This is a genomic window from Micromonospora tulbaghiae (assembly GCF_900091605.1).
Taxonomy (GTDB): Bacteria; Actinomycetota; Actinomycetes; order Mycobacteriales; family Micromonosporaceae; genus Micromonospora; species Micromonospora tulbaghiae.
This window is the reverse complement of sequence record NZ_FMCQ01000002.1, coordinates 511433-523741: the sequence shown is the minus strand read 5'-3', so window position 1 is coordinate 523741 and position 12309 is coordinate 511433. Positions and strand designations below refer to the sequence as shown.

Genomic DNA, 12309 nt, shown 5'->3' with positions numbered 1-12309 from the left:
CTGGGGTGGATCGATGAGAAGTCCTACTGATTGAATAGGAAAGGCAGCGTCGCCCACCCGGAGGTCAGCCGTGAGTCAGTCCCCGTCCTCAGCCGAAGCCGTCCACGACGCCGACCGGAGCCGGCAGTGGCTCGCCGGGCAGGCGCACGGGCCGGGCGTCGACCGCGACCGGCTGCTGGAGGTGGGCGCGGCGATGGCCGCGGTGACCGCCGCCGCCGCGGAGCGCGAGCCGGTCGCGGTGGCGTCCGCGCCGGTCGGCGTCGACCCCGGCGCGCCGATCGCCAAGCCGCTGCCGCCGGAACTGCTGCGCCCCCTGGACACCAACGCCGAGATGCGCTGGCCGTCGATGGCCGGCCAGGGATACGTGGTCCCGACCGACCGCTTCTTCATCCGCAACCACACGCTCACCCCGCACCTGGACGCGGCCACCTGGCGGCTGCGGCTGTTCGGCGACGGCCTGCGCGGTGCGCCCAGCCGGGACAACCCGGTCGAGTTCGACCTCGACGAGCTGCGCCGGCTGCCCGCCGAGGAGCACGCGGCGCTGCTCGAGTGCGCCGGCAACGGGCGGCGCTACTTCGCCGAGCAGCAGGACGAGCCCGCCCCGGGCGTGGCGTGGGGACTCGGCAGCGTCGGCGTGGCCCGGTGGCGGGGCGTAAAGCTCGGCACCGTGCTGCGCCTGGCCGGGCTGCGCGACGAGGCGGTCGACGTGATGCCCGAGGGCCTCGACCCGGACTACGTCAGCGGCGGGGTCAACCTCGGCCGGGTACGCCGCCCGATGCCCGTCGCCAAGGCGCTCGACGACGTGCTGCTGGCGTACGAGATGAACGGCGAGCCGCTGCCCGCCGACCACGGTTTCCCGGTGCGGGTCGTGGTGCCCGGCTGGGTCGGCATCTCCTCGATCAAGTGGGTGGGCGCGATCGAGGTCTCCACCACCCCCCTGTTCTCGCCGTGGAACACGCAGTTCTACCGGATGTTCGGCCCCGGCCACCCGGCCGACGGCACGGTGCTCACCACCCAGCCGGTACGCAGCGCGTTCGAGCTGCCCTGGGACGCCCGGGTGCCGGCCGGCGACGAGGTGCTGCTGACCGGCCGTTCCTGGTCCGGCAACGGCCCGATCGAGCACGTCGAGGTGGACACCGGCGACGGGTGGCGCCCGGCCGACCTGGTCGAGGCCGACCGGGGCGGCGCCTGGCAGCGCTGGACCGCCCGCTGGCGCCCGCCGACCGCCGGCCGGCACGTCCTGCGCGCCCGCGCCACCGACTGCACCGGCGCACGGCAGCCCGACCGGGCCGCGCCGAACGACCTCGCGTACCTCTTCGACGCCGTGGTGGCCCACCCGGTGACCGCCTGCTGACGCCCGCTCAGGTGGTGCCGAGGTAGGCCGGCGGGACGGTGTCGGTGAGCCACACCCCGTTCGCCGAGCGGTAGAACAGGTAACGAGCGGCGGCCATCGCCGCCGCGTCCACGGTCAGCACCACCACCGCGCCGCCCCGGCGCGCGCCGACGCGCCGGGCCGTCGCCACATCAGGCGACAGGTGTACGTGGTGCCGGCCGCCCCGGCGCAGCCCCTGCGCCCGGATCGCGTCCAGCACGGCCTCGCCGGTGCCGTGGAACAGCCGGGGCGGCGGCGCGGCCGGGGTCAGGCCGAGGTCGACCGGCACCGAGTGCCCCTGGTTGGCGCGGATCCGGTCGGCCCCGTCCGGGCCGGCCTCGACCGCGAAGCGCTGCTTGTCGTTGCCCGCGACCACGGCGTCCAGTTGGGCGCGGGTGATCCCCAGCCCGGCGAGCACGTCCGTGACCGGCACCCAGCCGGCCCGGTCGAGTCGCAGGCCGAACGCGTCGGGCCGGTGCCGCAACGCCAGCGACAGCCGCTTGCTGACCCGAACAAGATCCCGGTGTTCCACCCGCCCAGTGTGGAGCCGCACCCTTCACCTGTCGACGCAGTTCCCTCCCGCGCTTCCCTAGCCCGCCCCGCGCCCGTCTCGCTCCTTCCGCTGCCCCTCCCTGCTTCGCCTTGCCTCTCCCGTCCCCGCCTCGCCTTTCCCCCGCCGCGCTTCCGCCGCGCCCTTTCCTCTGCCGCCCTGCCCTGCCCTGCCTCGCCCCGCCACGCCACGCCACGCCGATCTTGCGCTGTCCGCCCTCCCCGCCCTGCCCCGCCGATCTTGCGGTTTCCGCCCTTCGGGTGTCCGGATTACGGTGTTTGCCGGGGCCGGAACTCCATGATCGACGGGCGGGGAGCCGAGGGCGGGGAGCCGAGGGCGGGGAGCCGAGGGCGGGGAGCCGAGGGCGGGGAGCCGAGGGCGGGGAGGGATGAGGGGCGGGGAAGGGGCGGGTGGGCGGGACGGGTCAGGCGGCGGCCCGGTCCGGGAGGGGGCGGCGGCGGTGGGACGGGTCGGTCAGGCTGGGCGGGGACCAGACGCCGTCGGGCTGGTAGAGGTTCACGCCGGGCGGGACGATCTCGTCGATCCGGTCCAGCACCGCGTCGTCGAGCGTCAGTTCCGCCCCGGCCAGCAGCGCGTCCAGCTGGTCCATCGTGCGCGGCCCGATGATGGCCGAGGTGACCGCGGGGTGCGCGGCGGTGAACGCCACGGCGAGCTGCGGCAGCGTGCAGCCCACCTCGCCGGCGAGCGTGACCAGGTCCTCGACGGCGGCGTACTTCGCGGCGTTGCCGGACAGCGCCGGGTCGAACCGGGCCGGAGTGAGCGCCGGCCGTCCGGCGCCGAGGTCGACGGGCCGGCCCTGCCGGTACCGGCCGGACAGGAACCCGGAGGCCAGCGGGCTCCACACCAGCACGCCCATCCGGTAGCGGCGGCAGACCGGCAGCACCGACGCCTCGACGCCGCGCGCCAGGATCGAGTACGGCGGCTGCTCGGTGCGGAACCGGCCGAGCGCCCTCCGGTCGGCGACGTGGTGCGCCTCCACAATCTCCTCGGCCGGGAAGGTCGAGCAGCCGAACGCGCGGATCTTCCCGGCCCGGACCAGGTCGGTGAGCGCGGCGAGCGTCTCCTCGACGTCGGTGGTGTGGTCCGGACGGTGCACCTGGTAGAGGTCGATCCAGTCGGTGCCCAGCCGGCGCAGGCTGTCCTCCACCGCCCGGACGATCCAGCGTCGCGAGTTGCCGCCGCGGTTGGGCCCCTCCCCCATCGGGAAGTGCACCTTTGTGGCGAGCACCACGTCGTCGCGCCGGCCGCGCAGGGCCTTGCCGACGATCTCCTCCGACTCGCCGGCCGAGTACATGTCGGCGGTGTCCACGAAGTTGATCCCGCGGGCCAGTGCCGCGTGGACGATGCGGGCGCAGTCGTCGTGGTCGGCGTTGCCGACCGCGCCGAACATCATGGTGCCGAGGCAGTGGACGCTGACCTCGATGCCGGTGCCGCCGAGGACGCGATAGCGCATGTGAACTCCCTGGGTTGCACCGCGCCGGCCGGGTGGCGCGCGGTCCGGTCACGGTAGGAGTTCGAGTGCGCTGGAGGTCAACCGTCGGCGGGTTCCGCGCTGCCGGCGAGGTAGCCGGCCGCCTGCAACTCGAACAGCTCGCGGTAGAGCCCACCCTGGGCCATCAGCGTGTCGTGGTCACCTGACTGCACGAGCCGGCCGTGGTCCATCACGAGGATCCGGTCGGCGTGCCGGACGTTGGCGAGCCGGTGGGTGATCAGCACGACGGCCCGGTCCGGGTGCCGACGCAGGTGCTGGAAGAGGGCGTGCTCGGCACGTGCGTCCAGCGCGGCGGACGGCTCGTCGCAGATCAGCAGCCGGGCGTCGCGGTAGAGCCCGCGGGCGGCCACCAGCCGTTGCCACTGCCCGCCGGACAGGTCCTGCCCGTTCTTGAACTGCCGGTCGAGCAGCGTGTCGTACCCGAACGGCAGCTCGCTGATCATGTCGTGCGCCGCGGCGTCGCGGGCGGCGGTCTCGACGCTGGGGCCGGGCCCGCCGGCGCGGTCGTGGCGGCCGGCCCGGATGTTCTGGCGGGCGGTGAACGGGAACTTCCACCAGTCCTGGCTCATCACCGCGACCTGGGCGGCGGTCTGCCGGGGGTCCAGCTCGGCGGCGTCCACGCCGTCCCATCGGATCGTGCCGCCGGTGGGACGGTAGAGGCCGGCGATCAGCTTGGCGAGCGTGGTCTTGCCGGAGCCGTTCTCTCCCACCAGCGCGATCACCTCGCCGCGCCGGACCGTCAGACTCACCTCGTCGACGGCCGCCGTGTCGGTGTCCGGGTAGCGCAGGCTGACCCGCTCGACGTCGATGCGCGTGAACCCGGCGACCGGCAGGTGCCCGCCCGCCGGGATCCGCCGCGTAGCCCGGTCCAGGAAGTCGCGGTAGTCCTGGTAGTAGAGGGCGTCCTCGTAGAGCGAGTTGGTGGCGAAGACCGCCGTGCGCAGGCTCGTCCGGGCGGACTGGAGCGCGAGCAGCGCGGTGGCCGCTGCCGCGAGCGCCACCACACCACCCACCAGCAACGCGCCCAGCACCACGTAGAGCCCGAACGTGGCGACGCCCGTGATGGACAGGCCGATCGCCCGGGTGACCGTCTGCGCCCGGGCGAGGCGCAGCTCGGCGCGGGTCTCCAGGCGCGTCATGAGGTGGTATTCCGAGAGCAGGAAGTCGCGCATCTGGTAGACGCGGATCTCGGCCGCGGTGTGCCGGTTGGCCATCAGGTCGCCCAGCATCCACTTGCGTCGCCGCCGGGTGATGCGGGCGAGCCAGTCGACGTGCTGGCGGCGGGCCATCCGCACCGCCGTCACCGCCTCCGGCGCGGCGGCGACGACCAGGCAGGGCAGCAGCAGCGGGTGGATGATCGTCACGGCGGTGGCCGTGGCGATCACGCCGACCACGCCGGTGACCAGGTTGACCGTGTCGTTGACCAGGGAGCCCGCCTCGGCCAGTCCCCGGTCGCGGGCGCGGTCCATCTCCTCGGCGAAGCCGGCGTCGTCGAAGGCCGCCAGTTCCACGGCGGACGTCGTCTCGAACAGCCGCCGCTCCACTGTGAAGTTGATCTGCGGTACGAGCCGGGCCTGCGCCCATCCGGCGGCGATGGTCAGCGCGCCGCGCCCGGCGACGGCGGCCGCCGCCACTGCCAGGGCGGGCAGCGCCGCCCGGATCCGGTCCGGTGTCGGACCCGCCGCGAACAGTTGGTGGAGCACTCCGGTGGTGGCGAGCAGGCCCAGCGTGGTGAGCACGCCGGCGGCGACGTTGAGGCCCAGCGAGGCGGCGGTGTCCCGGCGGCTGGTCGCCCAGGCGAGACTGATCGCCTCGCGGATCAGCGCGGGCAACCGGCGCGCCACCGACCAGAAGCCGGTGTGGGCCAGTTCGGTGGCCCGGTGCATCCAGTGCGGATCGACGAGCTCGGGCAGGGTCGTCTCCCCTACCGGTTCCTCCGGCTCGGACGGCGGACGTGGACGGATCACCCCGGCCATGGCACCCCCTCGACGCGTTCGGGCAGCAACGCTGGATACTACGGTCCGCTATCGAAGGATGTCACTCAGTAACCGGCGTGTCGTACAGACGTCCCAACGGCGTGTCCCGGAGCGGTGGCCGGAAACACCCGCCCACACGGTGATCGCGGCCGGGTCGCGTCGCGCGCGACCGGTCCGGGTGGCAGGCTTGTGGGGTTCGCCGGCGCAGGCCGGCCGACCGCCCGTCGTGAAGGAGAAGATCGACCCGATGGCTGTGGACGTCACCACCACCGACGAATGGCAGGCGCTGCGCAAGCACGCCGAGGCGATGCGCGGCACGCACCTGCGCGACCTGTTCGCCGCCGACGGGCAGCGGGGTGAGCGGCTCACCGGTGAGGTCGCCGACCTGCACGTGGACTACAGCAAGAACCTGGTCACCGACGAGACGATCGCGCTGCTCGGCGCGCTCGCCGAGCGGGTCGGGCTGACCGACCGGATCGCGGCCATGTTCGCCGGCCGGCACATCAACGTCACCGAGGACCGGGCGGTGCTGCACACCGCGCTGCGCCTGCCCCCGGACGCCTCGCTCACCGTGGACGGCCAGGACGTGGTCGCCGACGTGCACGCCGTGCTGGACCGCATGGCGGCGTTCGCGCAGCGGGTGCGCTCCGGCTCGTGGCGCGGCCACACCGGGGAGCGGATCACCACAGTGGTCAACATCGGCATCGGCGGCTCCGACCTCGGGCCGGTGATGGCGTACGAGGCGCTGAAGGCGTACCGGGACGCGGGCATGAGCTGCCGCTTCGTGTCCAACATCGACCCGACCGACATCCACGACAAGACCGCCGACCTGGACCCGGCGAGCACGCTGTTCGTGGTGGTCTCCAAGACGTTCTCCACCCAGGAGACGCTCGCCAACGCCGACCAGGCGCGGCGCTGGCTGCTCGCCGGGCTGGACGCGGACGACGACGCGGTCGCCCGGCACTTCGTCGCGGTCAGCACCAACGAGCAGCGGGTCCGGGACTTCGGCATCGACCCGGAGAACATGTTCGGCTTCTGGGACTGGGTGGGCGGACGCTACTCGCTGCCGTCGGCGGTCGGCCTGTCGGTCATGCTGGCGATCGGGCCGGACCGGTTCCGCGAGATGCTGGCCGGCTACCACGCTGTCGACGAGCACTTCCGGTCCGCCCCGGTGGAGCGCAACGTCCCGGCGCTGCTCGGCCTGCTCAACGTCTGGTACACCGACTTCCTCGGCGCGGAGACCCACGCCGTGCTCCCCTACTCGCAGTACCTGCACCGGTTCCCCGCCTACCTGCAGCAGCTCACCATGGAGAGCAACGGCAAGTCGGTACGCGTCGACGGCTCGCCCGTGACGTACCCGACCGGGGAGATCTTCTGGGGCGAGCCGGGCACCAACGGCCAGCACGCCTTCTACCAGCTCATCCACCAGGGCACCCGGCTGATCCCGGCGGACTTCATCGCGTTCAGCCGGCCCAACCACGACCTGGGCGACATGCACGACCTGTTCATGTCGAACTTCTTCGCCCAGACCGCCGCGCTGGCGTTCGGGCGCACCCGGGAGCAGGTGGAGGCCGAGGGCACCGCGCCCGAGGTGGTGCCGCACCGGGTGATGGCGGGCAACCACCCGACCACGTCGATCCTGGCGCCGAAGCTCACCCCGTCGACGCTCGGCCAGCTGATCGCGCTCTACGAGCACATCGTGTTCACCGAAGCCGCGATCTGGGACATCAACGCCTTCGACCAGTGGGGCGTGGAGCTGGGCAAGGTGATGGCCAACCAGCTCGCGCCGAAGCTCACCGGCCCGGACCCGGACCTGGCCGACGTGGACACCTCGACCGCCGAGCTGATCCGGCGCTACCGGGCCGAGCGCGGCCGGAGCTGACCGCATGCCCGTGGCGTCCCGCGTACACGGCGGGACGCCACGGGTCAGCGGCGCAGCAGGTCGGCGTGCGCGGCGCGCAGCCGGGCCAGCGCCGGGTCGCCGGCCGGGGCGCGGCGGTCGAGTTCGGCCCACGCCTCGGCGAGCGCGTCGGCCAGCGCCCGCAGCTCGGCGGCGTGCCGCCGGCTGGACTGCCGGTGCAGCTCCTCCAGGCGGCGGGCCCAGCCGGCGCTGATCGCGGCGACGCGTTCGGCGTCGGCGCGGGCCTGGGCCCCGGTGCGGGCGGCGGACGCGGGCACGATCGCGGCGACCGGCCGGGGATCGCCGTCGCGGGTGACGAGCGTGACGGTGTCGGTCAGCTCGGCCAGGGAGACGAGCTGGGTGAGCCGGGTGCGGACCTCGCGCAGCGGCAGGGCGCGCGGCTGGGGGGACCGGTCGGCCAGTGCGGGGACAGCCATGGACACATGTTCACGTCCGGGTACGACAAATTCCCGGTCAGGCGGTCCACTCCGGTGCCAGGACGGACCATACCTCCAGGTCGGCGCGCCCGTCGGGCGTCGGTGCGGCTCCGCGCATGACGCCGTCGCGGCTCATGCCGAGCCGCCGCGCGACGGCGACGCTGCGCTCGTTGCCGGCCTTCGTGACCCACTCGACGCGGTGGATGCCGCGCTCCCGCACCGCCCAGTCGATGACGAAGCGGGCGGCGCTGGTGACCAGGCCCTGCCCCTCGGCGCCGGGTTCCAGCCAGCAGCCGGCCTCGCACACCCCGCGATCGGTGCTCAGTGACACGAACAGCACGCCGCCGACGAGCGTGCCGCGCTGCCAGATGCCCCAGATGCCGCCGTCGTCGCGGGCCCACCGGTCGGCGTACGCCTGCAGGACCTTGCGGGCCGACTCGGCGTCGGTGGCGACGAAGGACGCGCCGACCCAGGGCGAGATGTGGTCGCGGCAGCGGTCGAGGTTGGCCAGGAACTCCTCGGCGTGCCAGGGCGACAGTGGACGCAGCTCGGCGTCGTCGGTGAGGGCGTGGGCGAACATCCGAGGAAGCTAGCAGGACCGTCGTCGTTTTGTCGGTCGGTCCCTCTACGGTCGGCGCCGTGAACGCCGTCCAGACGTACCGATATCTTCAGCCGTCCGCGCTGCGCACCGCCGGTCTCGACCTGCAGACCTGCGGCGGCCCGGCGGCCAACCCGCGCTTCTTCGCCGGGTTCCTCACCGCCCCGGCCGCGGCGGCGGCCGGGCTGCTCGCCGTCGCCGAGGTGGCCCGTACCCGCTACTACCAGCCGGTCAACCCGGCCAGCCTGGACCCGGTGGTGACCGGCAGCCGGGGTCGCCTGCGGTTCGAGTCGTTCTCCGGCTGCTGCGGGGTGTACGCGCGGATGGACGTCCTGCCGGCCGGGCTCGACGGGGACATCAGCGGCCACGGCACCACGAACGTGGACGTGAACCCGCCGTTGCGGGAGGCGCTGGCCCGGGTGGGCGGCATCGAGCCGCTGCACGTGGCGGTCGGCCCGGAGGACCTGACGGTATCCACGATGGACGGCTCGGTGGTCGAGCGGAAGGTGCCGCTGCCCGGCCGCTGGCTGCGCGGTTTCGCCGAGGTGCACGTGCTCACCGCCGGCTTCGAGCCGCGCGCCGAGATCGCGGCGGCGGAGGCGGCGGCGTTCCTGCGGCGGCTGCCCGCCGCCGGCGACCGCAGTGTGCTGTGGGCGGTGCCCGCCGGGCGTACGCTGCGGCTGACCTCCCGCCCGGTGCCCGGCGCGGTCTGCCTGGCCGGCGCGGGCCGGCTCGCGGCGCTGCGCGGCGTGCTGCGCCACGCGCGCACCCTGCGGGTGTACGGCCCGGCGGCGCGGGCCGGCTCCCCCGCCGTGCCGAGCACGTGGGAGTTGGACACCGGGGCGCTGCGGCTGTCGCTGACGCTGTCCCCCGAGCCGTACCGGGGCTTCTCCGGCGAGGGGGCGGCCCTGGCGGCGCTCGCGGGCGACGACGTGGTCGACGACGCGGAGCTGGTCGGCGCGCTGCTCAACTGGGATCCGACGATCGACGTGGCCGCGCTCGCCGACGCCGCCGCGCTGCCCGACGAGCGGGTGCGCGCCGCGCTCGCCCAGTTGGGCACCGCCGGGCGGGTCGGTTACGACGTGGCCGACGGGGCGTACTTCCACCGGGTGATGCCCTACGACGCGGGCCGCGTGGAGCGGGACAACCCGCGGCTGGTCGGCGCGCGTGCGCTGGTCGAGCGCGGCGCGGTCGAGCGAGACGGCGAGAACGCGACGGTACGCACCGACGCCGAGACCTACCGGGTACGCCGGCACCCGAACGGCGCGTACTCCTGCACCTGCCGCTGGTGGGCGCGGCACCGCGGGCAGCGAGGGCCGTGCCGGCACGCGCTGGCCGTGTCGATGGTCGCGGCGCCGGTGGAGGTACTGTCGTGACCGGCTTCGTCGAGGCGGTGGTGCGCGGCAGGATGTCGGAGGTCCGGTCGGCCCTGGCCGGGTTGGACGAACCGGCCCGGCGGGCGCTCGGCGACGAGCTGGTCGCCGACGTGCGCCGCAGGCGGGACGCCTGGTGGTGGCAGGGCGAGGCGGCAACGCTGGCGGTGGCTGCGGTGGGGACGCTGAGCACCCCGACGAAGGTGGCCGCGCTGCTCGGCCGCCGCTCGGTCTGGCTGAGCGGCGTCGACGCGGCGCCGGTGGTCGACACCGCCCGGGAGCGCGGGGTGACCTGGCTGGCCGAGGTGGCGCACAAGCTGGCCGACCGACTCCCCCGAGACCGGATGGTCGCGGGCTGGCCGTTCGTCGCCGGTCTCCTGCTGGCGGAGAAGGCGCCGCCGCCGACCGGGGACGACTTCGTGCGAGGGTGGGCCGCCGCGCAGGGCTGGCCGGATCCGCGCGGAACCCGTCCGCCGACTGTGGACCGGCTGCGGGCGGACCCGTTCCTCGACGCGCTGTTGCCGCGCCTGTTCGAGGTGGACGGGGTGGGCACCGAGCTGGCCCGCGGCGACGGCGCGGGCACGGACTCGAATGCGCTGCCCCGGGCGCTGGCGGCGCTGGCGGCGGAGGGCCGGCTCGACCGGGCGGCCCTGCTCAACGGCGTCCTCGGCCGGTTGCTGCGCGGCGACCGGCCGGGCGCGCTGCGCCCGTTCCTGGCGCTGCACGACCTGCTCGCGCCGACCCCGGACGAGGTGGCGGTGCGGTCGAACGCCTATCTGCGGCTGCTCGCCGACGGTCCCGGACCGGTGGCCCGCACCGCCCAGCGGACGCTACGGGAGGCCGGTGACGCCGCCGAGCCGGAGGCGCTGTGGGAGGCCGCCCGGACGGTCCTGGCCCGGCCGGAGAAGGCGCTGGTCCGGGCGCAGGTGTCCTGGCTCGACCGGCTGGCCCGGCAGCACCCGGATCAGGCCCCGGAGATCGGCGCGGTGCTCGCCGTGGCGGCCGACCACCCGGACGCCGGCCTGCGCGAACGCGCGCTGACGCTGGCGCAGCGGCACGGTCACCGGCCGGTTGCCGTAGCCACGGTGGTCGAGGCCCACGACGACCTGCCGCCGCCGCTGCCGGCAGCGGCCGCCCCGCCGCCGATCGCCGGGGTGGACGAACTGGTCGAGGAGATCGCGGCGTCGCTCGGCCGGCGCTGGCCCGCGCTGACGACGGAACGCGTCATGGACGGCCTGGTCCGGCTCGGCACCGCCGACCGGGAGCGGCTCACGGCGGCGCTGCTGCCGGTGGTACGCCGCGAGCAGGTCGGCGTGTGGGACCATCCCTGGGCGGTGTCCAACCAGTCGGTGCAGATGCACGGGCTCCTGCTGGCCGTCTGCGGTGCGCCCGAGGCGGCGACCCGCCGCGACCAGTGGAGCACCCTGCTGGCCGATTCCCGCCCACGCGCGCCGCTGCCGTTGCGGGGCGGCCCACCGGTTCCGGCCACGCGTCGACCCGCGCCCGTCCAGCTCGCCTGCACCCGGCTGGCCGAGATCGGACAGCGGCTGGACGGACGCGACGACCCGGGCCTGCTGTCCGCGCCGACCTCGGTCACCGGGGCGATCGAGCCGGTGGTGCTCTACGAACGGCTGGCCGCGCTGGGTGACCGTCCGGCGTGGCGCTGGGATCTCGCACAGGCCCTGCTGCGCCTGCCGGCCGGCCTAAACGAGCCGCTGGCCGAACGCGCCGCGGCGCTGCGCACGCCGGCCGGTGACGAGCTGGCCCGCTGGCTGCGCGGCGACGCCGTGCCGGCCACGGCGCAGCAGGTGGTGACAGTGGGCCGGCGGGCGCGGTCGGCCGGGTACGACTGGGGCTACGACCAGCTGCCCGAAGGGCGGACGCTCGTCGCGCTCACCCCGCCGGACGGCGTCGAGGACCGGCTCGGCCTGCTCACCCTGAAGCCCACGCCGATCGGCCGGTGGACCGACGGCTGGGGCGACGTCTGGCCGGCCGTCCTGCCCGGGCACCGGGGCGTGGTCGCCGCCCACGTGCTGCCCGAGGTGGCCGGCGCCGCTCAGGAGGACACCCTCGGGCACGGCGCGGTCCTGCCGGTGCTGGCCGAGTGCACGGGAGTGGGCGGCCCGGCCCTCGATCTGGCGCTGGCCTACGGGCTGTGCGCCCGCCACGAGGCGGACCGGGTGGCCGCGCTCGACGCGGTGCTGATCCTCGCCGCCGCCGGTGACCTGGACGCGCCCGCGACCGGCGGGCATCTCGGCGCGCTGGCGGCCGGCGGGCAGGTGACGCTGACCCGGGCGGTCACCCCGCTGCGCGACGCGGTCGCGGCGGGTGCCCGGCTGAGCGTGTGGCGGCTGCTCGCCGCGGCGTTGCCGCCGTTGCTGGCCGCCCCGGCGCCACCGCGGGGCACGCCGGACCTGCTCGCGCTGGCGGCGGAGACGGCGACCGCGACGGGCGTCCGGATCGAGGTGCCCGGCCTGGCCGACGTGGTGGCCCGGGGTGGTGGAAGCCGGCTGGTCGCCGAGGCCCGGCGACTCGCCGTCGCCGTGGCCGCCTGAACCTACGCCTCGTCACCCGAGCGGGCAGCGGGCCG

Annotated in this window: 9 protein-coding genes; 4 read left to right on the top strand and 5 right to left on the bottom strand. The window is 75.1% G+C overall.

What is annotated here, in order from left to right:
- Positions 1-70: 70 nt before the first annotated feature.
- Complete coding sequence (locus GA0070562_RS07385) at positions 71-1354, top strand: sulfite oxidase (RefSeq protein WP_091417459.1); 1284 nt, start codon at positions 71-73, stop codon at positions 1352-1354.
- A gap of 7 nt (positions 1355-1361) precedes the next feature.
- Here the strand turns inward: GA0070562_RS07385 and GA0070562_RS07380 are convergent, their stop codons facing one another.
- From GA0070562_RS07380 to GA0070562_RS07370, 3 genes are all read right to left on the bottom strand, one after another.
- Positions 1362-1904: an RNA 2'-phosphotransferase gene (locus tag GA0070562_RS07380; protein WP_091417455.1), complete on the bottom strand. Its 543-nt coding sequence runs from the start codon at positions 1902-1904 to the stop codon at positions 1362-1364.
- A gap of 442 nt (positions 1905-2346) precedes the next feature.
- Positions 2347-3396: an aldo/keto reductase gene (locus GA0070562_RS07375; protein WP_091417452.1), complete on the bottom strand. Its 1050-nt coding sequence runs from the start codon at positions 3394-3396 to the stop codon at positions 2347-2349.
- A 77-nt stretch (positions 3397-3473) separates the two neighbouring features.
- Entirely contained in the window at positions 3474-5411 is a 1938-nt protein-coding gene (locus GA0070562_RS07370) for an ABC transporter ATP-binding protein (RefSeq protein ID WP_091417448.1), read from the bottom strand.
- A gap of 247 nt (positions 5412-5658) precedes the next feature.
- Here GA0070562_RS07370 and pgi point away from each other — a divergent pair, with 247 nt between their 5' ends.
- Positions 5659-7293 (top strand): glucose-6-phosphate isomerase, encoded by a 1635-nt coding sequence (gene pgi / locus GA0070562_RS07365; protein ID WP_091418453.1) that lies wholly within the window; start codon positions 5659-5661, stop codon positions 7291-7293.
- Between the two features lie 44 nt (positions 7294-7337).
- Here pgi and GA0070562_RS07360 read toward each other — a convergent pair whose 3' ends face one another.
- Together GA0070562_RS07360 and GA0070562_RS07355 are read right to left on the bottom strand one after the other, a co-directional pair.
- The gene (locus GA0070562_RS07360) at positions 7338-7748 is read right to left on the bottom strand and encodes a hypothetical protein (RefSeq protein ID WP_091417445.1); all 411 of its coding nucleotides are present in this window, start codon (positions 7746-7748) and stop codon (positions 7338-7340) included.
- Positions 7749-7785: 37 nt separating this feature from the next.
- Positions 7786-8328: a GNAT family N-acetyltransferase gene (locus tag GA0070562_RS07355; protein ID WP_091417441.1), complete on the bottom strand. Its 543-nt coding sequence runs from the start codon at positions 8326-8328 to the stop codon at positions 7786-7788.
- 59 nt (positions 8329-8387) lie between these two features.
- On the opposite strand from GA0070562_RS07355, the gene GA0070562_RS07350 reads away from it, so the two are divergent.
- Both GA0070562_RS07350 and GA0070562_RS07345 read left to right on the top strand, forming a co-directional pair.
- The gene (locus GA0070562_RS07350) at positions 8388-9722 is read left to right on the top strand and encodes an SWIM zinc finger family protein (protein ID WP_091417438.1); all 1335 of its coding nucleotides are present in this window, start codon (positions 8388-8390) and stop codon (positions 9720-9722) included.
- Positions 9719-12274, top strand: coding sequence for a hypothetical protein (locus tag GA0070562_RS07345; RefSeq protein ID WP_091417435.1), 2556 nt, complete (start codon positions 9719-9721; stop codon positions 12272-12274). Before GA0070562_RS07350 ends, GA0070562_RS07345 begins: the two co-directional genes overlap by 4 nt.
- The last annotated feature ends 35 nt before the right edge of the window (positions 12275-12309 follow it).

Excerpts from the sequence above, each read along its gene's own strand:
- GA0070562_RS07355 (WP_091417441.1), bottom strand. The coding sequence starts at position 8,328 with ATGTTCGCCCACGCCCTCACCGACGACGCCGAGCTGCGTCCACTGTCG.
- GA0070562_RS07370 (WP_091417448.1), bottom strand. The coding sequence starts at position 5,411 with ATGGCCGGGGTGATCCGTCCACGTCCGCCGTCCGAGCCGGAGGAACCG.
- GA0070562_RS07360 (WP_091417445.1), bottom strand. The coding sequence starts at position 7,748 with ATGGCTGTCCCCGCACTGGCCGACCGGTCCCCCCAGCCGCGCGCCCTG.
- GA0070562_RS07375 (WP_091417452.1), bottom strand. The coding sequence starts at position 3,396 with ATGCGCTATCGCGTCCTCGGCGGCACCGGCATCGAGGTCAGCGTCCAC.
- pgi (WP_091418453.1), top strand. The coding sequence starts at position 5,659 with ATGGCTGTGGACGTCACCACCACCGACGAATGGCAGGCGCTGCGCAAG.